This is a genomic window from Streptomyces sp. AHA2 (genome assembly GCF_036857595.1).
Taxonomy (GTDB): Bacteria; Actinomycetota; Actinomycetes; order Streptomycetales; family Streptomycetaceae; genus Streptomyces.
Window position 1 is genome coordinate 11,163 of the sequence record NZ_JAUQWJ010000018.1, and the last position, 21,818, is coordinate 32,980.

General features: G+C 73.5%; 16 protein-coding genes and 1 pseudogene. 10 read left to right on the plus strand and 7 right to left on the minus strand.

Features of this window, described 5'->3' with window-relative positions:
* Window positions 1–266 precede the first annotated feature (266 nt).
* From Q5694_RS27400 to Q5694_RS27415, 4 genes are read left to right on the plus strand one after another with little or no spacing between them, the layout of a single operon-like run.
* Entirely contained in the window at window positions 267–1,031 is a 765-nt protein-coding gene (locus Q5694_RS27400; protein ID WP_333936064.1) for a redox-sensing transcriptional repressor Rex, read from the plus strand.
* A complete protein-coding gene (locus tag Q5694_RS27405; RefSeq protein ID WP_333936065.1) occupies window positions 1,028–2,722 on the plus strand; it encodes a glutamyl-tRNA reductase in 1,695 nt (564 codons plus the stop codon). The genes Q5694_RS27400 and Q5694_RS27405 overlap by 4 nt, the downstream gene beginning before the upstream one ends.
* On the plus strand, window positions 2,719–3,714 hold the full coding sequence (hemC, locus tag Q5694_RS27410; protein WP_333936066.1) for a hydroxymethylbilane synthase: 996 nt from the start codon (window positions 2,719–2,721) through the stop codon (window positions 3,712–3,714). The genes Q5694_RS27405 and hemC overlap by 4 nt, the downstream gene beginning before the upstream one ends.
* A complete protein-coding gene (locus Q5694_RS27415) occupies window positions 3,711–5,417 on the plus strand; it encodes a bifunctional uroporphyrinogen-III C-methyltransferase/uroporphyrinogen-III synthase (RefSeq protein ID WP_333936067.1) in 1,707 nt (568 codons plus the stop codon). Before hemC ends, Q5694_RS27415 begins: the two co-directional genes overlap by 4 nt.
* Before the next feature lie 293 nt (window positions 5,418–5,710).
* Here Q5694_RS27415 and Q5694_RS27420 read toward each other — a convergent pair whose 3' ends face one another.
* Window positions 5,711–7,099 (minus strand): FAD-binding oxidoreductase, encoded by a 1,389-nt coding sequence (locus Q5694_RS27420; protein WP_333936068.1) that lies wholly within the window; start codon window positions 7,097–7,099, stop codon window positions 5,711–5,713.
* A 345-nt stretch (window positions 7,100–7,444) separates the two neighbouring features.
* Between Q5694_RS27420 and hemB the strand changes: the two genes are divergently transcribed.
* Window positions 7,445–8,443, plus strand: coding sequence for a porphobilinogen synthase (hemB, locus tag Q5694_RS27425; protein WP_333936069.1), 999 nt, complete (start codon window positions 7,445–7,447; stop codon window positions 8,441–8,443).
* On the opposite strand, the gene Q5694_RS27430 is transcribed toward hemB, so the two are convergent.
* Complete coding sequence (locus Q5694_RS27430) at window positions 8,437–9,171, minus strand: DUF4232 domain-containing protein (RefSeq protein WP_333936070.1); 735 nt, start codon at window positions 9,169–9,171, stop codon at window positions 8,437–8,439. The two genes, hemB and Q5694_RS27430, sit on opposite strands and share 7 nt — an antisense overlap.
* A 227-nt stretch (window positions 9,172–9,398) precedes the next feature.
* On the opposite strand from Q5694_RS27430, the pseudogene Q5694_RS27435 reads away from it, so the two are divergent.
* The 4 genes and pseudogenes from Q5694_RS27435 to Q5694_RS27450 all read left to right on the plus strand — a co-directional run.
* Window positions 9,399–9,659 (plus strand): annotated as a pseudogene (locus Q5694_RS27435) (helix-turn-helix domain-containing protein); the annotation flags it as partial.
* A gap of 672 nt (window positions 9,660–10,331) precedes the next feature.
* The gene (locus Q5694_RS27440) at window positions 10,332–11,432 is read left to right on the plus strand and encodes a transcriptional regulator (RefSeq protein WP_333936188.1); all 1,101 of its coding nucleotides are present in this window, start codon (window positions 10,332–10,334) and stop codon (window positions 11,430–11,432) included.
* 94 nt (window positions 11,433–11,526) lie between these two features.
* Window positions 11,527–12,429 (plus strand): SAM-dependent methyltransferase, encoded by a 903-nt coding sequence (locus Q5694_RS27445; protein WP_333936071.1) that lies wholly within the window; start codon window positions 11,527–11,529, stop codon window positions 12,427–12,429.
* 132 nt (window positions 12,430–12,561) lie between these two features.
* The gene (locus Q5694_RS27450) at window positions 12,562–13,797 is read left to right on the plus strand and encodes an aminotransferase-like domain-containing protein (RefSeq protein ID WP_333936072.1); all 1,236 of its coding nucleotides are present in this window, start codon (window positions 12,562–12,564) and stop codon (window positions 13,795–13,797) included.
* Here the strand turns inward: Q5694_RS27450 and Q5694_RS27455 are convergent.
* Window positions 13,763–14,548, minus strand: a complete 786-nt coding sequence (locus tag Q5694_RS27455; protein ID WP_333936073.1) for a DUF4253 domain-containing protein — start codon at window positions 14,546–14,548, stop codon at window positions 13,763–13,765. The two genes, Q5694_RS27450 and Q5694_RS27455, sit on opposite strands and share 35 nt — an antisense overlap.
* 119 nt (window positions 14,549–14,667) lie before the next feature.
* Window positions 14,668–16,431, minus strand: coding sequence for an arginine--tRNA ligase (argS, locus tag Q5694_RS27460; protein WP_333936074.1), 1,764 nt, complete (start codon window positions 16,429–16,431; stop codon window positions 14,668–14,670).
* A gap of 148 nt (window positions 16,432–16,579) precedes the next feature.
* Between argS and lysS the strand changes: the two genes are divergently transcribed.
* Window positions 16,580–18,325 (plus strand): lysine--tRNA ligase, encoded by a 1,746-nt coding sequence (gene lysS, locus Q5694_RS27465; protein WP_333936075.1) that lies wholly within the window; start codon window positions 16,580–16,582, stop codon window positions 18,323–18,325.
* A 65-nt stretch (window positions 18,326–18,390) separates the two neighbouring features.
* Here the strand turns inward: lysS and Q5694_RS27470 are convergent, their stop codons facing one another.
* From Q5694_RS27470 to Q5694_RS27480, 3 genes are all read right to left on the minus strand, one after another.
* Entirely contained in the window at window positions 18,391–19,731 is a 1,341-nt protein-coding gene (locus Q5694_RS27470; protein WP_333936076.1) for a DUF2637 domain-containing protein, read from the minus strand.
* A 115-nt stretch (window positions 19,732–19,846) separates the two neighbouring features.
* The gene (locus tag Q5694_RS27475; RefSeq protein ID WP_333936077.1) at window positions 19,847–20,737 is read right to left on the minus strand and encodes a DUF3558 family protein; all 891 of its coding nucleotides are present in this window, start codon (window positions 20,735–20,737) and stop codon (window positions 19,847–19,849) included.
* Window positions 20,738–20,856: 119 nt separating this feature from the next.
* Entirely contained in the window at window positions 20,857–21,675 is an 819-nt protein-coding gene (locus Q5694_RS27480; protein ID WP_333936078.1) for a DUF3558 domain-containing protein, read from the minus strand.
* Window positions 21,676–21,818 lie beyond the last annotated feature (143 nt).

Below are 21,818 nucleotides of genomic sequence, written 5' to 3' on the forward strand. Positions count from 1 at the left end.
TCGCTTAGGATCGATGGCGGCTTGGTCTCGGGGGCGGGATTCACAGAGGAGAGTGTGCGGTTTTGCCCCCAGAAGCGAAGGAACGGTGGTGGCTGTGCGCTGGTTCCCCGGGCGTGCGCCGGGGGCGCGTGAGCCCGGTCACGTTGGGCGGGCAAATCGGACACCATCTTTGTGCACGCGTTCACAAAGACATAGCCTGCTTTCGACGGGGCGGTCATGTAGGGACGTATGACCGCCTACAGCCCCGCTCTACCCGCAGGAGCACCGTGGCAACTGGCCGAACTCACCGACCGGCGACCCGCAGCCGAGGGATTCCCGAGGCCACCGTCGCCCGGCTTCCGCTGTACCTCCGCGCCCTGACCGCGTTGTCGGAGCGCTCGGTGCCCACGGTCTCCTCCGAGGAGCTCGCGGCCGCTGCGGGGGTCAACTCCGCGAAGCTGCGCAAGGACTTCTCCTACCTCGGCTCCTACGGGACCCGGGGCGTCGGCTACGACGTCGAGTATCTCGTGTACCAGATCTCCCGCGAACTGGGGCTCACCCAGGACTGGCCGGTCGTGATCGTCGGTATCGGAAACCTCGGCGCCGCCCTGGCCAACTACGGCGGCTTCGCCTCCCGCGGGTTCCGCGTCGCCGCGCTGATCGACGCCGACCCGGCCATGGCGGGCAAGCCCGTCGCCGGCATGCCGGTGCAGCACTCCGACGACCTGGAGAAGATCATCCAGGACAACGGCGTGTCCATCGGCGTCATCGCCACCCCCGCCGGTGCCGCCCAGGCCGTCTGCGACCGGCTCGTGGCCGCCGGCGTCACCTCCATCCTGAACTTCGCGCCGACCGTGCTGTCGGTGCCCGAGGGCGTCGACGTGCGCAAGGTCGACCTCTCCATCGAGCTGCAGATCCTCGCCTTCCACGAGCAGCGCAAGGCCGGCGAGGAAGCCGCGAGCAACGACGGCGCCCTGCCGGCCGCCGCCGCCCGCAGCGACTCCGCCGACCAGGGACCCGACGGGGACATGCCCGCCGTGATGCCGGCATGAGCCTCCTCGTCGTCGGACTCAGCCACCGCAGCGCCCCGGTCAGCGTCCTGGAGCGGGCCTCGCTGCACGCGGACGCGCAGGTCAAGCTGTTGCAGGACACGGTCGCCGCCGAACCGGCCACCGAGGCCGCGGTGCTCGCCACCTGCAACCGCATCGAGCTCTACGCCGACGTGGACAAGTTCCACGCCGGTGTCGCCGAGCTGTCCACGCTGCTCGCCCAGCACAGCGGGGTCGGCCTGGAGGAGCTCACTCCTTATCTCTATGTGCACTACGAGGACCGGGCCGTCCACCACCTGTTCTCGGTGGCCTGCGGCCTGGACTCGATGGTCGTCGGCGAGGGGCAGATCCTCGGCCAGATCAAGGACTCCCTGGCCCGGGCGCAGGACGTCCACTCCGCCGGCCGTCTGCTGAACGACCTGTTCCAGCAGGCCCTGCGGGTCGGCAAGCGCGCCCACTCCGAGACCGGCATCGACCGCGCCGGCCAGTCCCTGGTCACCTTCGGCCTGGAGCAGCTGGCCGCCCGCGGCGACGTGCAGACCTGGGCCCGGGGCAAGAAGGCCCTGGTCATCGGCGCGGGGTCGATGTCGTCGCTCGCCGCGGCCACCCTCGCGCGAGCCGGGGTCGCCGAGATCGTGGTCGCCAACCGCACCCTCGACCGCGCCGAGCGCCTCGCGCAGATCCTGGGCGAGGGCGACGACACGGACGTGCTGGCCCGCGCGGTACCGATGGAGTCGGTGCCGGCCGAGCTGACACGTGCCGACGTCGCCGTCTCCTGCACCGGCGCGACGGGCCTGGTCCTGACCGCCGAGTCGATCGCCGCCGCGGTCGAGGGCCGTACGGGACGTCCGGCCGCCGAGATCGCGGACGCGACGCAGCCCCGGCAGACGCCCGCCGCCGTCCCGGCCGCCGGCAACGACGACAACTGCCCGCTCGACCTGGCCGCCGTGCAGCCCGGCTTCTCCGTCATGGGCGAGGCCGCGGTGGCCGGCATGGACGCCGCCACGCTGGAGCAGCACGCCGCCTGGGTCGCCGGCGGCACCGTCGACCGCCGGGACGCGGCCCGCCGCAGCCCGCAGGCCGACGCCGAGCTGATCGGCGCGCTCGCCGCGACCGCCGCCACCGCCGGCCGGATCCCCGAGCGGCGCCGGCCCGAGCCGGTCGAGCAGGTGCCGCGGCCCGAACCCGTGCTGTTCCTGCTGGACCTCGCCATGCCGCGCGACGTCGACCCGGCCGTGCACCGGCTGGCCGGGGTGCGCCTGGTGGACATCGAGTCGCTCGCGGAGGCCTCCGCGGACGCTCCGATGGCTGCCGATGTGGACCAGGTCAGGCGTATCGTCTCCGACGAGGTCGCGGCCTTCGGGGCGGCGCTGCGGGCCGCGCACATCACGCCGACCGTGGTCGCCCTGCGCACCATGGCCGCGGACGTCGTGGCCAGCGAGATCGCCCGGCTGGACGGGCGGCTGCCCGGCCTCGACGACAAGCACCGGGCGGAGATCACCCAGACCGTGCGGCGCGTGGTGGACAAGCTGCTGCACGCGCCGACCGTGCGGGTCAAGCAGCTCGCGGCCGAACCCGGCGGCGCCGGGTACGCGGACGCGCTGCGCACCCTGTTCGACCTCGACCCCGAGACGGTGGCCGCCGTCTCCCGGGCCGGGGAAAGCACCACCCAGGAAGACCGAGGCCCGGCATGAATGACAGGACGCTGAGGCTCGGTACTCGGCGGAGCAGGCTCGCCATGGCCCAGTCCGGGCAGGTGGCCGAGGCCGTGAGCCGGGTGACCGGGCGGCCCGTCGAGCTCGTCGAGATCACCACGTACGGCGACGTCTCCCGGGAGGCGCTGGCGCAGATCGGCGGTACCGGCGTGTTCGTCAACGCGCTGCGCGACGCGCTGCTCGCGGGCGAGGTCGACTTCGCGGTGCACTCGCTGAAGGACCTGCCCACCACGCAGCCCGACGACCTCGTCGTGGCCGCCGTGCCCGAGCGCGAGGACCCGAGGGACGTGATCGTCGCCCGGGACGCGCTGAAGCTCACCGACCTGCCCCCCGGGGCGCGCATCGGCACGGGTTCGCCGCGCCGCATGGCGCAGCTCAACGCGTACGCGCGCAGCCACGGGCTGGACATAGCGACGGTACCGATCCGCGGCAACGTCGACACCCGCATCGGGTACGTCCGCAGCGGAGAGCTGGACGCCGTCGTGCTGGCCGCCGCCGGGCTGAACCGGATCGGCCGCGGTGACGAGGTGACCGACTTCCTGTCGGTCGACACGGTTTTGCCCGCCCCCGGCCAGGGGGCCCTGGCGATCGAGTGTCCCGCGGCCGACGCGGACCTCGTCGCCGCGCTCGCCGAGCTCGACGACCCCTTCACCCGGGTCGCCGTGACGGCCGAGCGGTCACTGCTCGCCGCCCTGGAGGCCGGTTGCAGCGCCCCCGTGGGCGCGTTGGCCGACCTGCCCCCGCTCTCGGCTCCGCTGGAGCGCGGGGACTCCCAGGCCGACCGGCAGATTTTCAAGGAAATGCGCCTGCGTGGCGTCGTCGGCACCACCGACGGCTCGCGCATGGTGCAGTTGTCCACCACCGGTCCCGTGCCCGACACGCACGAGGGGGCCATGGCGCTCGGACGCGAACTGGCGTCCGAGATGCTCGCCCAGGGCGCGGCCGGTCTGATGGGGGAGCGAGCACATTGAGCCCCACCACCCTTTCCGCCGGTCCTGAACACGGGCACGTCACCTTCCTGGGTGCCGGACCCGGAGATCCGGGACTGCTGACTCTGCGCGCCGTGGAGGCGCTGGCGCACGCGGACGTCCTCGTCGCCGAGCACGAGGTGCTCGACGTCGTACGTCAGCACGCCAGGCAGGGGGTCTCCGAGGTGCACACGGACGCCGATCCCTCACAGGATCCGGCGCCGGGCACAGGAGCGCCCCAGCTGACGGTAGTTGACGGCACGTCAACCGCTGTCGCCGCCCCCGCCGTGCGGGATGCCGCACATCTTGTCATGGAGGCCGCGCGAGGCGGCAGGCGGGTCGTGCGTGCGGTGTCCGGCGACCCCGGACTGGACACCTACGCCGCCGAGGAGATGCTGGCGTGCGCCGCCGCCGGTGTGCCCTTCGAGGTGGTGCCCGGCATCGCGAGCGCCGTCGGCGTGCCCGCGTACGCAGGTGTGCCGCTGCGGGACGCCCAGGGCGCCGACGTGCGGTTCGTCGACGCGCGCACGGCCTCGGACCGGTGCTGGACGGAGGTCGGGGCGTCGGACGGCACGGTCGTCGTCTCCACGACGCTGGACTCCGTCGCCGCGGCGGCCGGCGAGCTGGTCTCCGCCGGGCGCAAGCCGGACACCCCCATGACGGTCACCGTCGCCGGGACGACCACGCGGCAGCGCACCTGGACCGCCACGCTCGGCACGATCGCCCAGACGCTGAAGCAGCTCAAGGTGCTGCCCTCGCCCGAGGGCGGCCGGCCGGTGATAGCCGTGGTCGGGGAGCGTTCCTCCGCCGCCCAGCGCGACCAGCTCGCGTGGTTCGAGTCCAAGCCGCTGTTCGGCTGGAAGGTGCTCGTGCCGCGCACCAAGGAGCAGGCGGCGTCGCTCTCCGACCAGCTGCGGTCGTACGGGGCCGTGCCGCACGAGGTGCCGACGATCGCCGTCGAGCCGCCGCGCACGCCCCAGCAGATGGAGCGCGCGGTCAAGGGCCTGGTGACGGGCCGCTACGAGTGGATCGCCTTCACCTCGGTGAACGCGGTCAAGGCCGTGCGGGAGAAGTTCGAGGAGTACGGGCTCGACGCGCGTGCCTTCGCGGGCATCAAGGTCGCGGCGGTGGGCGAGCAGACCGCCAAGGCGCTGATCGCCTTCGGCGTGAAGCCGGACCTGGTACCGAGCGGGGAGCAGTCGGCCGCCGGTCTGCTGGAGGACTGGCCGCCCTACGACCCGGTCTTCGACCCGATCGACCGGGTGTTCCTGCCCCGAGCCGACATCGCCACGGAGACGCTGGTCGCCGGGCTGATCGAGCTGGGCTGGGAGGTCGATGACGTCACGGCCTACCGGACCGTGCGGGCCTCGCCGCCGCCGGCGGAGACGCGTGAGGCGATCAAGGGCGGTGGTTTCGACGCCGTGCTGTTCACCTCGTCGTCGACCGTGCGGAACCTGGTCGGCATCGCCGGCAAGCCGCACAACGTCACCGTGATCGCCTGTATCGGCCCGGCCACGGCCAAGACCGCCGAGGAACACGGGCTGCGGGTGGACGTGATGGCTCCCGAGCCGTCCGTGCACAAGCTGGCCGAGGCGCTGGCCGACTTCGGCGCGAAGCGCCGGGCCGCGGCGCTGGAGGCGGGCGACCCGGTCACCCGGCCGAGTGAGCGGCGGCCGGGGGCGCGGCGGAGGCGGTCCACGACCTGAGGCCGCGCCTGGCGCCCCTGAGGCCGGGTGCAGCGGGGCCGAGGTCGGGCGGGCAGACCGCGCACCGGACGGGCAGACCGTCCCGGTGGGCGGGTGCCGAGGAGTGCACCGGCGGTGGCGGGGAGCCGGTCCGGGTCCGGCCCGGTGGGCTCCGAGGCCGCGCCCGCAGCCCAGGACCGGCCCGGGTCTGGTCCCGACCGGTTCCCTACGGGGCGCACCGTGGGCCAGGGGCCGGGTCGGCCGGCTCCCGCTGTGCCGGCGGTTCAGGGGCGGGTCGGTCGTTGCGGTCGCGGTTACGCCGGTGTCACCGCGTGGCCGAAGCGGAGCAGGTTGGACGGGTCGTAGGTCGCCTTGTCGTGGCGCAGGCGGGCGTAGACCTCCGGGGTCCAGGCGCGGGCGACGTCCTCCGCGTCGCCGGGCGTGCCGTGGATGTTGACCATCGTGCGGCCCGTGCCGTACGGGGCCATCGCGGTGTGCAGGCGGCGCGTGGCCTGCTCGACGGCCTCGGCCACCGGCGGGGCGGGCATGATCCCGACCGCCTCCAGGAAGTACCGGGCGTCACGGGCGCACACGGCGTCCTCGACGGGCGCCGGGCGGGACAGCGCGCCGCCCATGTGCCGCAGCGAGGCCACCAGCAGGGGGTACCCGGCGCCGGCCGCGGGACCCACCTGATCCAGGAACGCGTCGATCGCCTCCGGGGTGAGGTCCCGCAGCAGCATGCACGACTCGCGGGCCGGGAGCGGGTCCTGCGGCTCCATGTGGATGCGGTCCATGTCCGTGCAGGCCGTCTCCCCGACCATGTCCACCGCCACGGGGGCGGCCTGCCACAGCGGGCCGATCAGCGCCTCGCCCTCGGCCGCGTCGCCCGGCCAGGCGATCGCCACCCGGGCCCAGAAGCCGCCGCGCAGCTCCGGCGGGAGCTGGGGGATCGGCGGCAGTCGCAGCACCGAGAACATGCTGCACATCTCGTCCGGGACGGTGCGGGTCCAGTCCGACCAGGCGTGCAGCAGGGCCGCGGTGTGTTCCGCGTGGCAGTACAGGCCGCCGCCGTGGACGCGGGACAGCGGCAGCAGCGCGGTCACCAGCGAGGTGACGACGCCCACGTTCCCCTTGCCGCCGCGCAGCGCCCAGAACAGCTCCGGCTCGTGCCGGGCGTCCGCGTCGCGCAGCCGACCGTCCGGGGTGACGACCTCGAAGGAGCGGACGAGATCGGCGCCGTAGCCGTAGGCGCGGCCGAGGACGGGCAGTCCGCCGCCGAGGGTGTAGCCGACCACACCCGCGTCCGTGGAGGTGCCGCACAGGCCCGCGAGGCCGTGCGGGGCGGCGGCCGCCATCACGTGGCTCCACTTCGCCCCGGCGTCGATGCGGGCGGTACGGGTGGCGGGGTCCACGCGCACGCCCGTCATCCGGGACGTGGTGATCAACAGGCCCCGCTCGATGGGGAAGTTGGCGCCGTGTCCGGTGGCCTGGACGGCCACCGGGGTGCGGGTGGCGCTCGCCCAGCGCATGGCCGCGACGACGTCGTGCGCTCCGGTGGCCCCGACGACGACGTCCGGGGTGTGCAGCGCGGACACGTTGAAGCCGGTGACCTCCTGGGCGTAGGCCGGGTCGCCGGGGCGCAGCACCGGGCCGTCGACGTCCGAGAGCGCGAAGAGGTCGGGGGTGGGGTGGGTGGCGGTCATCGCGTCCTCCGTGGGGGCGGGTACGGAGGGACGGCGGCGGCGAGGTGGGGGGAGCGGGCCGTCGGGGTCCTCGAACTCGGGCAGGCCGGACCGTGAGCCTGCCCTCCCCACCAGGATGGACCCGTGCCGGGGGACCCGCATCGCAGGACCGCGGAGGTGTGCGGCCGCGGGCGGGCGGAGCGCACTCGGACGGCACTTCCACGGCACCCGGACGGGACCCGCAGGCGACCGAACGGGACCGGCCAGGGCACCCGCACGGCACCCGCACGGCACCCGTACCGCGCCGACATCGCGCCGACATCGCGTCGGCATCGGGGCGTTTGGGGCGGGCGTAGCGTAGAGGGCATGACGACGTACGGATCATTCCCCGGTACGCGGCCGCGGCGTTTGCGGATCAACCCCGTGATGCGTCGGATGGTCGCCGAGACCCGGCTGCACCCCGCCGATCTCATCCTCCCGGCCTTCGTGCGCGAGGGCGTCACGGAGCCCGTGCCGATCGGGGCCATGCCGGGCGTCGTGCAGCACACCCGGGACAGCCTGAAGAAGGCCGCCGCGGAGGCCGCCGCGGCGGGGATCTCCGGGATCATGCTGTTCGGCGTGCCGGAGGAGTCGAAGAAGGACCCGCTCGGCACGCCCGGCACCGACCCGGACGGCATCCTCCAGGTCGCCCTGCGGGACGTGCGCGCCGAGGTCGGGGACGACCTCCTCGTCATGTCCGACCTCTGCCTCGACGAGACGACCGACCACGGGCACTGCGGCGTGCTCGACGAGCAGGGCCGGGTCGACAACGACGCGACCCTGGAGCGGTACGCCGAGATGGCCCAGGTGCAGGCCGACGCCGGCGCCCATGTCGTGGCGCCCAGCGGGATGATGGACGGGCAGGTCGGCGTCGTCCGCGACGCCCTCGACCAGATCGGCCGGGAGGACGTGGCGATCCTCGCCTACACGGCGAAGTACGCCTCCGCGTTCTACGGGCCCTTCCGCGAGGCCGTCGGCTCGTCGCTGCGCGGTGACCGCAAGACCTACCAGCAGGACCCGGCCAACCTGCGGGAGTCGCTGCGCGAACTCGCCCTCGACCTGGAGGAGGGCGCCGACATGGTGATGGTCAAACCGGCCGGGCCCTACCTGGACGTCCTCGCCCGGGTCGCCGACGCCGTGGACGTGCCCGTCGCCGCGTACCAGATCTCCGGCGAGTACTCGATGATCGAGGCCGCCGCCGAGAAGGGCTGGATCGACCGCGACCGGGCGATCATGGAGACCCTCACCGGCATCCGGCGGGCCGGGGCGCGCACCATCCTCACCTACTGGGCCACCGAGGTGGCCCGGAAGCTGAACGATCAGTAGGACAGCGCGTCGTCCATGTCGCGCAGCCAGTAGGTGACCGTCAGCGTGCTGTCGTAGTAGACGCCCCCGGCCGGCAGGGCCGGGATCGCCGTGGGGCCGCCGTCGCTGTTCGGCGTGCGGCCCTGGAAGCCGACCGTCAGCTCGCGGCCGGTGGTGCCGGCTTCGCCGCTGCCGTCGGCCGCCGACAGCGAGACGCCCGCGTAGCCCTTCTCGCCGGGCGCCAGGGTCGTCACGGCCTGCGGCTTGGAATCCGCGACGGGGCGCGGGGCCCACTGCATCGCGTCGAAGCGCAGCACCGGGTGGTAGGTGAGGTCGCAGGGCTTCGAGCCGGTGTTCTCGACCGTGATCAGCAGGTGGTTCAGGGGGCGCGGGACCGGCCGGGCGGTGACGGTGGTGTTGCCGCCGTGGCAGAACACGCGGGCGGGTGTGCCCTTCCCCGCGGTCCTGCCGGTGCTCTTGCCGGGGGTGTGCCCGGTGGCCTTCCCGGTGCCCGGCTCGCTCTCGCCGCCGTCGCTCCCGCCGGAGGTTCCGCCGGTGTCCGCCGTGCCCGGAGTCCCGGACGTGCGCGCGGACCCGGTGGCGGGGGCGTCCGTAGCCGGGGCGGTCGATGCCGTCGCCGACGCGGCGGGGCGGGCCGCGCCCTCGTCCTGTGTTCCGGTGCCGTCGTCGCACGCCGTGAGGGCGAGGGCGGCCAGGAGGGCGACGGGCAGAGCGTGGTACGTACGCATGGCTGGGGTTCCTTTCGGACAAAGGCAGTGCGGGAGAAGGCCGGAGCGGGTCGCTCGACCGGCGGGCCGGGAGCGGCGTGCTTGGATGACCAGAGCTTGTGCCGCGCTTCGTCCCGCCCGCCACACCCGGCGGGCGATCAGGGACGCTGGAACGCGCACGGGGAACCTGACCAGGGGAAACGACCGTCCCCTGGAACGGGGGCACGGGACACGGGGTGGGAGGAACGGTGTCGCAGGACACGGGCGCGGCCGCATTCGCGCGGCTGCTGGGGGAGTTGAAGGAACGCTCGGGCCTGAGCTACGGGGTGCTCGCGAAGCGTCTGCACATGAGTACGTCGACGCTGCACCGCTACTGCAACGGCGACGCCGTGCCCGCGGACTACGCGCCCGTGGAGCGGCTCGCGCGGCTGTGCAAGGCGTCCCCCGGGGAACTCGTCGAACTGCACCGGCGGTGGGTGCTCGCGGACGCCGGCCGGGGGCGGAAGACGGGTGCCGGGTCCGGGCGGGCCGGGCCGCCCGTGCCCGACGCGGCCGCCCCGCCGGCCGGGTCCGCCGGGCTTGCCGGGTCCGCCGGGCCCAGCGGGCTTGCCGGGCCCGCCGGGCTTGCCGGGCCCGCCGGGTCTGCCGGGTCCGCGGGGTCTGCGGGGTCTGCTGAACCTGCCGGGTCCGCCGGGTCCGCCGGGTCTGCCGGGTCCGCCGGGCTTGCCGGGCTTGCCGGGTCCGCCGGGCCTGTCGGGTCCGCCGGGCCCAGCGGGCTTGCCGGGCCTGTCGGGTCCGCCGGGCCCAGCGGGCTTGCCGGGTCTGCCGGGTCCGCCGGGCCTGTCGGGTCCGCCGGGCCTAGCGGGCTTGCCGGGTCCGCTGGGTCTGCCGGGTCTGCCGGGTCCGCCGGGCCTGTCGGGTCTGCGGGGTCTGCTGAACCTGCCGCGCACGCCGGACCTTTGGCGCCTGCCGGGTCCGCCGGGCCTGCCGGGCCTGCCGGGCCTGCCGGGTCTGCCGGGTCTGCCGGGTCCGCGGGGCTTGCCGGGTCGGCCCGGCCTGTCGGGTCTGCGGGGTCTGCTGAACCTGCCGCGCACGCCGGACCTTTGGCGCCTGCCGGGTCCGCCGGGTCTGCCGGGCCCGCCACACCCGCCGTACCCGCGGCTTCGGACGGATCCGCCGCGGTGTCGTCGGTGAACGGTGGTGACGGCCTGTCGGCCCAGGGCGTCGGCGCCCGGGCCGGTGCCGGGCCGGGGCGTGCGGTCGGTGAGGAGCCCGCCGAAGTCACCGGGCCCCAGGCGCCGTCGTCGGGGAACGCGCCCGCGGAGCGCACGCGGCGGCGGCCTCGGGGGGCCGTTCTCGTCGCGGTCGCCGCTGCCGTCGCCCTCAGCGGGGTCGGCTTGGCCGTGGCCATGCCGGACGGCGGGCCGGACCGGGACGGCCACCGCGAACCGGCGGCCGCCTCACGAGACTCCGGTGACTCCCGCCCACGCACGGACGGCGGTGTCGCCGCGACGGCGTCCCCGTCCGGCAGCTCTTCCCCGGACGGCGAGAAGCGCGAGAAGAGCGGCCGGCACGAGGAGTCCGCCCCTTCGAACTCCGCCGCGTCGTCCTCCCCGGCCGGTGCCGGCAAGCCCGGCCGCGCCGGGGCCGCACCCCGCTCCGGCCCGGCCCCGCTCACCGTGAACACCCAGCCGCACGCCTGGGAAGACCCCTGCTCGCAGCGGTACTTGGTGAACCTGCCCCCCGAGCGGGTCGTGCCGCCGCCGCTGGAACAGGACGCGCCCGGCTGGGTGGCCGCGATGGGCGCGGTGCCGTCGGGGGAGCAGCTCCTGAAGATCACCGTGCAGGGGACCGGGAAGGAGACCGTCGTCGTCGAGGACCTGACGGTCCGCACGGCGGGCAGGCGCTCGCCGCTCGCCTGGAACGACTACGCGATGGGCTATCCGGGCGTGGGCTGCGGCGGTGGCATGCCGAAGCGGTTCTTCACGGTCGCCCTGGACGCCGCCCGCCCCGCCGTCGTGCCCGAGGCGGGGCACGCCGACTTCCCGTTCACGGTGAGCGAGTCGGACCCGGAGGCGTACTACGTCAAGGCCGACGCCTCCGCCTACGACGTCAGCTGGTACCTGGAGCTGACCTGGTCCAGCGGCAGCCGCAGCGGCACGCTCCGGGTGGACGACGAGGGCCGGCCGTTCCGCACGAGCGGCCACAACGGGCGCCCGGCGTACGAGTTCCCCCTGGGTGGCGAGAAATGGGTGAAGGCCGGGACGACCGACCCGTCGTGACGCCGTCCGGGCACGATCGGCCCGGCCGGTCCGTTAGGTTGCTGCCCACCGAAACGGTCGCTGTTCGGACCGCCCAGTCGTCAGGGAGAGACCCATGCCCGGTGAGGCGCTCAGCCAGGATCCCGCCGAACTGCGCAGGAGGATCGACAGCGGCAAGGCGCATCCGGCGCGGGTCTACGACGTGTTCCTCGGCGGCAAGGACCACTACCCGGCCGACCGGGAAGCGGCCGCCGCCGCTCTCGCGGTGAACCCGCGCGGCTACCTCGACGTGCGGCACAACCGCGACTTCCTGCGCCGCGCGGTGACCACGCTCGTGCAGCAGGAGGGCCTCCGGCAGTTCCTCGACATCGGGACGGGGCTGCCGACCGCGCAGAACGTGCACCAGATCGCGCAGCGCACCGCGCCCGAGTCGCGGGTGGTGTACGTCGACAACGACCCGGTGGTGCTGGCGCACGCGCGGGCGCTGCTCACCAGCGGGCCCGAGGGACGCACGGACTACGTCGACGCCGACCTGCGCGACCCCGGCCGCATCCTCGAACAGGCCGCCGAGACGCTGGACTTCGACCGGCCCGTCGCCCTGTGCCTGGTCGCGGTCCTGCACTTCGTGGCCGACGATGAGGCGTACCCGCTGGTGCGCGAGCTGCTGGACGCGCTGCCCCCGGGCAGCAGACTGGTGCTCAGCCACCTGACCGAGGACCTCAACCCGGACAACGTCCGGGCGGTGCAACGGACCTACACCGCCCGGGGGTTCTCGTTCGTGCTGCGGACCCGGGCCGACGTCGAGCGGTTCTTCACGGACAACGGGCTGGAGATCGCCGAGCCGGGTGTCGTCCCCGCGCACCGGTGGCGGCCCGACGGCGCCGCCCCCGTGCCGGAGCAGCCCGCGGCGTCCTTCCTCGCCGGGCTCGACGAGATCGAGAAGGTCCGCTACCGCGACATCGCCGACGCCACGGACGCGGACATCAACGTGTACGCGGGGATCGGGGCGAAGGGCTGAGCCGACTCGGGCCGAGGCCCCGGCCCGGCCGGGGCGTCCCGCTGTCCGTATCGCGGAAAACTTCTTGTAGGCGACACGCACCTGCCTAGGCTGCGGGGCAGCAGGCGTCGCCGCAGCCGAAGGAGCCGTGTCATGACCATCGCCGAGCCGGGGCCCACCACCCGCTCCGCCGTGCCGCCGCTCGCCGCGCGCGCCCGCGCCGTCGGGGGATCGCCGGTGCGGGACATCCTCGCCGTCACCGCCCGCCCCGAGGTGATCAACTTCGCCGGAGGGCTGCCGGCGCCGGAGCTGTTCGACGCCGACGGCATCGCCGCCGCGTTCCGCGCGGTGCTGGCCCGCACCCCCGCGCGGGCCCTGCAGTACTCCACCACCGAGGGCGAACCCGCGCTGCGCGACGCACTCGCCGCCCGCACGGCCGCCCGGGGCCTGCCGACCGGCCCCGACGACCTGCTCGTCACCACCGGTTCCCAGCAGGCCCTGTCCCTCCTGGCCACCGCACTGCTCGAACCCGGCGACACCGTCCTGGTCGAGAACCCCTGCTACCTCGCGGCGCTGCAGGCCTTCGGCTTCGCCGGAGCGCGCGTCGTGGCCGTGCCCGGCGACGAGCACGGCCTGGACCCCGCGGCCCTGGACGAACTCGTCGCGCGGGAACGGCCCAAGCTGCTGTACACCGTGCCCACCTTCCAGAACCCCACCGGCCGGACCCTGCCCGGCGAGCGGCGGGCCGCCGTCGCCGCCGTCGCCGCCCGGCGCGGCCTGTGGATCGTCGAGGACGACCCCTACGGCGAACTGCGCTACGAGGGCGCACGCGTGCCCTGGATCGCCGCCCATCCCGGAGCCGAGGACCGGACCGTGCTGCTCGGCAGCTTCTCCAAGGTCATGGCGCCCGGACTGCGGCTCGGCTGGCTGCGCGCGCCCGGGCAGCTGCGCCGGGCCTGCGCCGTCGCCAAGCAGGCCGCCGACCTGCACACCCCCACCGTCAACCAGCTCGCCGCGGCCCGATACCTCGCCGACCAGGACCTCGACGCCCACGTCGCCCGCGTCGCCGGGGTGTACCGCGAGCGCCGGGACGCCATGCTCGCCGGGCTGCCCGCCGCGCTGCCCGAGGGCTCGGTGTGGAACCGGCCCGAGGGCGGCATGTTCCTGTGGGCGCGGCTGCCGGAGCCCCACGACACGACGGCCCTGCTTCCGCGGGTGGTGCGGCACGACGTCGCGTACGTCCCCGGCGCCCCCTTCTACGCCGGCACCCCCGACCGGACGACCCTGCGGCTGTGCTTCGTGACGCAGACGCCGGAGGAGATCGAGGAGGGGCTGCGCAGGCTCGCCGAGGGGCTCAGTCCCACCAGAACTGCCACGTCCGCCGGTTGAGGACCTGGTTCGCGGCGTAGGAGCGCAGCGTCCGGTCCGCGCCCTGCTCCAGGTTGTCCGGGCAGAACGCGAAGTGCTCCGCGGCCAGGGCCTCCGCGTCGGCCGGGGTCGTGGGCGGGGCGGCGACCGACACCAGCAGGTGGTCGAAGCCGAGGGCGGCGACGCGTATGCCGAAGCGGTCCTCCCAGGAGCGCAGCACCGCGCTGAGCCGGGCCGTGTCGCCCTCGTGGTGCGCCGGGCCCGTCCAGCCGATCGCCGCCGGGATGTCGGCGCTGCGGCGGGCCGGTACCAGGGCCAGCCGGGGCTCCTTCAGCGGTCCGCCGTCCTGGAGCAGGGCGTCGGCGCCCCGGGCCGCCACCGTGTCCGGGTCCTCCTCCCACCCGAGCGGCCGGGCCGGCCCGGGCCAGGAATCACCCTCGGCGGCGCACTCCTGCCAGTACTGAGCCAGGACCTCCTCGGCGTCGTGGTCGCCCGCGTACGACACCGCGCCCGGCGTCAACTCCCAGTCCTGCGGCCCTCCGTGGCCGCCGCCCACCTCCAGGACGACCGGGAGCAGCCCCACCCGCCTCGCCGGCTCCAGCGCCTCCCGGTCACCGGGCCGGGCCCGCTCGTGCGCGCACCACAGCAACGGCTCGTGCCAGGGGCCTTCGCCGGTCGCGTCGACCAGGGAACCGGACGGGAGCCGAAGCCCGAGCACATCACCGCTCGGATCGGCCGCCAGCTTCGGCAGGGGATTGGGAAGAGTCGCCATGGGGTGAGCGTAGGCGCCGGCACCGACAGCAAGTCCGGGGCGCCCGCACCCGGTTGGGAAACGACGAGGGCGGCACCCACGGGGGAGTGCCGCCCTCGGCCCGTCACATCCGGACGGGCTCAGAGCCGCTCGGGCGTGCGGATGCCCAGCAGGGCCATGCCCCGGTGCAGCGTGCGGGCCGTGACGTCGCACAGGAACAGGCGGTTCTCCACCTGCTCGTCCGTCTCGGCCTTCAGCACCGGGCACTTGTCGTAGAACGTCGTGTAGAACGACGCCAGCTGGTACAGGTACGCCGCCAGCTTGTGCGGGGCGTACTCCCGGGCCGCCTCGGCCACCGTCTCCGCGAAGGAGTCCAGGTGCAGGCCCAGCGCCCGCTCCGCCGCGTGCAGTTCCAGCCCGGGGTGCGCGGCCGGGCGGGCGGCGCCGGCCTTGCGCAGGATGGACTGGATCCGGGCGTAGGCGTACTGGAGGTAGACGGAGGTGTCGCCGTTGAGCGAGACCATCTGGTCCAGGTCGAACTTGTAGTCCCGGTTGGCGGAGGTCGACAGGTCCGCGTACTTCACCGCGCCGACGCCCACCTGGGCGCCGCGCTCGGCGATCTCCTCATCCGAGAGGTCCTGGGCCTTCTCCCGGACGACCGCCGAGGCGCGGTCGATCGCCTCGTCGAGCAGGTCGACCAGGCGGACCGTCTCGCCCTCACGGGTCTTGAACGGCTTGCCGTCCTTGCCGAGGACCGTGCCGAAGGCCAGCTGCACCGCCTTGACGTCCTCGTTCAGCCAGCCGGCGCGGCGGGCCGTCTCGAAGACCATCTTGAAGTGCAGCGACTGCCGGGCGTCCACCACGTACAGGAGCGTGTCCGCCTTGAGGCCGAAGACGCGGTCGCGGATCGCGGACAGGTCGGTCGCCGCGTAGCCGTAGCCGCCGTCCGACTTCTGCACGATCAGCGGGACGGGCTTGCCGTCCGGGCCCTTGACGTCGTCGAAGAAGACGCACAGGGCGCCCTCGGAGCGCTCGGCGACACCCGACTCCTCCAGCAGGCGGCAGGTCTCGGCGAGCATGTCGTTGTAGCCGGACTCGCCGACGATGTCCGCGTCGCGGATCTCCATGTCGAGCTTCTCGAAGACGGAGAAGAAGTAGATCTTCGACTCGTCGACGAACTTCTGCCACATGGCCAGCGTCTGCGGGTCGCCCGCCTGGAGGTCGACCACCCGGCGCCGGGCGCGGGTCTTGAACTCCTCGTCCGCGTCGAACAGCTTGCGGGCGGCCTTGTAGAGGCGGTCGAGGTTCGACATCGCCTCCTCGCCGGACACCTCGGCGTCCCGGTGGTCCAGCTCGTGCGGGTGCTCGTCCAGGTACTGGATGAGCATGCCGAACTGGGTGCCCCAGTCGCCGATGTGGTGGCGGCGGACCACGTTCTCGCCGGTGAACTCCAGCAGCTGCACCACGGAGTCGCCGATCACCGCGGAACGCAGGTGACCGACGTGCATCTCCTTCGCCACGTTCGGCTGGGCGTAGTCGATGACCGTGGTGCCGGGCCGCTCGGCGAGCGGCACGCCGAGGCGGCCGGTGTCGTCGGCATAGCGCGCGGCGAGGTTCTGCGTGATCGCCCGGTCGGTGAGCCTGATGTTCAGGAAGCCGGGTCCGGAGACCTCGACGTCCGCGAGCAGTTCGCCCGACTCGACCCGGGAGACGACCTGCGCGGCCAGCTCGCGCGGGTTCGCCTTCTCCTTCTTGGCCAGGGCCAGGATCCCGTTGGCCTGGAAGTCGGCCCGGTCGCTTCGTCGCAGCAGCGGGTCCGCGGAACCGGCCTGCGGCAGGGCGGCCGACAGGGCCGCCGCGAGGCGCTGGTGGACGGAGTCGCTGAGGGACGTGACCGAGGCCATGGGCGAGGGTGCCGTTCTCCTAGGGGAATCGATGGACACGGCCAGTATCCCACGGGGGTAAAGCCGTTTTTCCGGGCGCGAGGCGGTCTGGGACAATGGGGCGGTCAGCCGTGCGACCGTACCGGCTGCCCGATGCAGAAAGAAGGACGTGCCGATCGTGGCTCAGAGCACCGAGACCACCGACTGGGTCTCCCGTTTCGCGGATGAGGTCATCGAGGAGTCGGAGCGCCGGGCCCCGGGCAAACCCGTCGTCGTCGCGTCCGGGCTGTCTCCGTCCGGCCCCATCCACCTCGGGAACCTGCGCGAGGTCATGACCCCGCACCTCGTCGCCGACGAGATCCGCCGCCGGGGCCACCGGGTGCGCCACCTGATCTCCTGGGACGACTACGACCGCTACCGCAAGGTGCCGGCCGGTGTCCCGGGCGTGGACGACTCGTGGGCCGAGCACATCGGCAAGCCGCTGACGTCCGTGCCCGCGCCGAAGGGATCGCCGCACCCGAACTGGGCCGAGCACTTCAAGGCCGCGATGATCGAGTCGCTGGCCGAGCTGGGCGTGGAGTTCGACGGCATCAGCCAGACCGGGCAGTACACCTCCGGCGCGTACCGCGAGCAGATCCTGCACGCCATGCGGCACCGCGGTGACATCGACGCCATCCTCGACCAGTACCGGACGAAGAAGGCCACGGCCAAGAAGCAGCAGGGGCAGAAGCCGCTCGACGAGGCCGAGCTGGAGGCCGCCGAGGGCTCCGGCGCCGCCGCCGAGGACGACGGCAGCTCCGGCTCCGCCGGCTACTTCCCGTACAAGCCGTACTGCGGCAACTGCGAGAAGGACCTCACCACCGTCACGTCGTACGACGACGACTCCACCGAGCTGACCTACGCCTGCACGGCGTGCGGCTTCTCGGAGACGGTCCGGCTCAGCGAGTTCAACCGCGGCAAGCTGGTCTGGAAGGTCGACTGGCCGATGCGGTGGGCGTACGAGGGCGTCGTCTTCGAGCCCTCCGGCGTCGACCACTCCTCGCCCGGGTCGTCGTTCCAGGTCGGCGGGCAGATCGTCGGGATCTTCGGCGGCAAGCAGCCGATCGGCCCCATGTACGCCTTCGTCGGCATCTCCGGCATGGCCAAGATGTCGTCCTCCAAGGGCGGTGTGCCCACCCCGGCCGACGCCCTGCGGATCATGGAGCCGCAGCTGCTGCGCTGGCTGTACGCCCGCCGCCGGCCCAACCAGTCCTTCAAGGTCGCCTTCGACCAGGAGATCCAGCGGCTGTACGACGAGTGGGACCGGCTGGACGCCAAGGTCACCGACGGCAGCGCCCTGCCGGCCGACGTGGCCGCGCACGCGCGTGCCGTGGGCACGGCCGCCGGTGAGCTGCCGCGCACGCCCCGGCCGCTGCCGTACCGGACGCTGGCGTCCGTCGCGGACATCACCGCCGGGCACGAGGACCAGGCGCTGCGCATCCTCAGCGAGCTGGACCCGGAGCAGCCGCTGACCTCGCTGGACGAGGCCCGCCCGCGCTACGACAAGGCCGAGGCGTGGATCAACACGCACGTCCCGGCCGACCAGCGCACCATCGTGCGGGACGAGCCCGACGCGGAGCTGCTGAAGTCGCTCGACGAGGCGTCCCGGCAGTCGCTGCGGCTGCTGCTCGACGGACTCGCCGACCACTGGTCGCTCGACGGTCTGACGCACCTCGTCTACGGCGTGCCCAAGGTCCGGGCCGGGTTCTCCGCCGACGCCACGGCGAAGGAGCTGCCGCCGGAGATCAAGACGGCCCAGCGGTCCTTCTTCGCGCTGCTGTACCACCTGCTGGTCGGCCGCGACACCGGTCCGCGGCTGCCCACGCTGCTGCTGGCGGTGGGACAGGACCGGGTGCGCCGCCTGCTCGGCGAGTAACCGGCCCGCACGGCAAGGGGCCCTCGGCGCAGTCGCCGAGGGCCCCTTTGCCGTGCGCACGGATTTCAGGCGATGTGGTCCTCCTCCAGCTCCGTGTTGTAGCGGTGCTGGAAACGGTCCGACAGGGCCTTGAGCGTGCTGGTGGTCAGTGTGACGCCGTAGGTCGTCTGGATGTTCTCGCCGAGCACCGCCGGGGTGGGGAAGCTGCCGTCGATGGACTGGCGGAACACCTTGTAGTACGCGTCCTCGTCCGGCTCGGCGGCCGGCTGGGGCGCGCTGCCGCCGCCCTCGCCCAGCTCGCGGGTCCGGTTCGGACCCACCGGGATGGGGAAGCCGCCCGTCTCCTCCGGGCCGGGCTCCCGTTCGTACCCGTCCTGCTCGAACGGCTCCCGCTCGTACTGCTCCTGGTACTGCTCGGCCTCCCGCTGCTCCGCGTACCACTGGGCGTACTGCTCGGCAGGGTCGTAGGCCGGGTCGTAGCCGCCCTGGTACTCGACCTCGCGCGGGGCCTGGAACCAGGGGCTCTGGTCGGGCTCGGGGGCGTCGGGGTACGCCTCCGGCGGTCCGTCCACCGGCCCCGGGCGCTGCCCGGCGGGCGCCGCCGCACCCCGCTCCGCGGCGGCCGGCGCCTGCGGGAGGGAGGCCGCGTCCTGCGGCGCGGGGGCGGGGCCGACCGCACGGCGGGCCGCCACCGGGTCGGGCGCGTCCAGGGCCTGCTGCGGGGGCGGGGGTATCAGCGCGGGCTCGATCCCCGCCGCCGCGAGACCCGCCGGGGCCGTCTCCGCCAGCGGCACCCCGTACTTCGCCAGCCGCAGCGGCATCAGCGACTCCACGGGGGCCTTGCGACGCCACGAGCGGCCGAACCGCGAGCGCAACCGCGCCTGGTAGACCAGCCGTTCCTGCTCCAGCTTGATGACCTGGTCGTAGGAGCGCAGCTCCCACAGCTTCATCCGGCGCCACAGCAGGAACGTGGGGACGGGCGACAGCAGCCAGCGCGTCAGGCGCACGCCCTCCATGTGCTTGTCGGCCGTGATGTCGGCGATCCGGCCGATCGCGTGGCGGGCCGCCTCGACCGAGACCACGAACAGCACGGGGATCACCGCGTGCATGCCCACACCGAGCGGATCCGGCCACGCGGCCGCGCCGTTGAACGCGATCGTCGCCGCCGTGAGCAGCCACGCCGTCTGACGCAGCAGCGGGAACGGGATCCTGATCCAGGTGAGGAGCAGATCCAGGGCCAGCAGCACGCAGATGCCCGCGTCGATGCCGATGGGGAAGACGTAGGAGAAGTCCCCGAAGCCCTTCTTGACGGCCAACTCGCGGACCGCCGCGTACGAACCGGCGAAGCCGATGCCGGCGATGATCACGGCGCCGGTCACGACCACGCCGATGAGAACGCGGTGCATCCGAGTCAGCTGCAGTGGCGCGGCCACCCGTACCCCTCCCCTTGCGTGTTGTTGCGCGCAACAGGGTGGCACACATGTACGGGGAACGGGTGGCCGGTTCGCGAGGGGGCTGCTGTCAGCCCTTCGCCACGGGCTTCCTGGACGCCGACTGGGCCGCTTCCTTCGACGGGGACTCGGAGGGGGACCTGGACGCCGACTGCGACGGCGACTTGGACGCCGGCTTCGACGGGCCGCCGCTCGCCTTGCCGCCACCGGTGCCGTTCGCCTCGGACACCGCCGCCACCGCCTCCGCGGCGGCCTTCTTCGCGTCCTTCAGCAGGTCCTTGCCGCTCGGGGTCTTGTCCCCCGCGAGACCCGCCCCGTTGTAGTCCACGGTGACGACGACGTTCTCCACGCGCGCCACGACCGTCTGCTGCTTGAAGGTGCCTTCCTTCTTCTTCAGGTCGTAGTGCACCGCCGTCGCCTGGTCACCCGTCCCGGTCACCGGCTCCGACGCGGCGGCCTTCGCGCCCTCGACCGCCTGCGCGTCCTGCACCTGCTTCGCGTAGTACTCCTGCGCCAGCTTGTCGGCCGAGCCGCGGGCGGCGTCCGACTCGAAGCGCAGCATCGACACGTTCAGCCAGCGGAACTGCGAGCCCTTCACGCCGTTGTTGTCGAGGCTGTCCCAGGAGCAGGAGGCACGCGTCGAGATGTCGTCCGAGTTGCCCTCCTTGCCCGACTTCGCCTTCGGGACGAGGTTCTCCAGCGTCTTCTTGGAGAGCACCTTGCACGCCTCCGGAAGCCTGCCGTACGCCGCCGCCTGCACGGTCGGCGACGGGCTCGCCGACGCCGACGCCGAAGCCCCCGCCCCGGCCGTCTTGTCCGCGCTGTCGCCGGAGCCGGAGTCCGAGGAGCAGCCGGCGGCGACCAGCATCACGGGGACGGCGGCCGCGCCGACCAGGACGCGGTTCAGACGCTTCGCTCGCTGGATTCGCTCTACTCGTCGCTGCATGGTTCCTTCACTCATGACGCTCGTGGTTCCCTGCGGTCGGAACGGGTCCGGGTGGTCACGGTACGCGGTGAGGCGAGCGTGTGTTCCCCCTTCGAGCACGCGCGGGCTCCGGGTGAAGACGCCGTGGAACGGCCTCAGTCACCCAGTGAATCGGCCAGCCGCAGGGCCAGCTTCTGCGCCCTGTCCTGCATTTCCTCGCTGTCCGGCACGACACCGACCGTCGCCGGCTGCTCCGCGTACTCGATGGTCACGATGACGTTGGACGTGCGGAACGCCACAGTCACCGTCCGCTGCTCGGCCGTCGAACCGGAGCCGGCCAGTTCGTCGTCGAGGAACCCCTCGTCACCCAGGTCCTCCAGCACCCGCGGGCGCAGCTCGGCCGGCGTCGCCGAACCGGTATCCGACGACGAGGGGGAGCCGGACGGCGACGGCGAACCGCTCGGGGTGCCGGACGCGCCGCCGGCCGGGGAGCCGCTCGCGGACGCCGACTCGGTGGCGACCGGCTCGGGCAGATGGGCCGACGCCTGCTTCTCCCCGAACAACTGCTCCGCCTGGCTGTCGTCGCTGACGGCGGTGTCGTAGGACACGACCCGCTCGAAGTCGATCAGGAGGTGGTTCGTGGCGTCCGGGGCGTCCACCTTCCAGCGGCAGCCGACCCGGCGGTCCGTGTCGAACGTGCTCGTCGCCGTGCCCTCGTAGGCCCGCTCGCGCTGTTCCTCGTCGCCGATCTGCCGGATACCGGGCAGGAGTTCGTCCAGCGTGGTCCGGCCGGGAGCGTCGCAGGGCTCGGGCAGGGTGCGGTACCGGCCGGGCTCGGCGGCGGCCGACGCGGTGCCGGTGTCGCCCGGGTTGGAGTCGTCCGTGGTGCTTCCGTCGCCGGAACCGCCGGTGCAGCCCGCCAGCAGCGCCGCGAGGAGCGCGGCGACACCGGACGCGCAGGCCTTCCGTTGCACGTGGTGGCTCCTCTCGAGACGGATATTGCCTTGCCGCCGTGGGGCGGGCGATGAACACAATGTGTATCGCACGCACTGCCGTGGACGCCGGTCCGATTTCCCTTTCGTCGACCTTGGCTCCGGTATTTGCACTTGAGGACTTC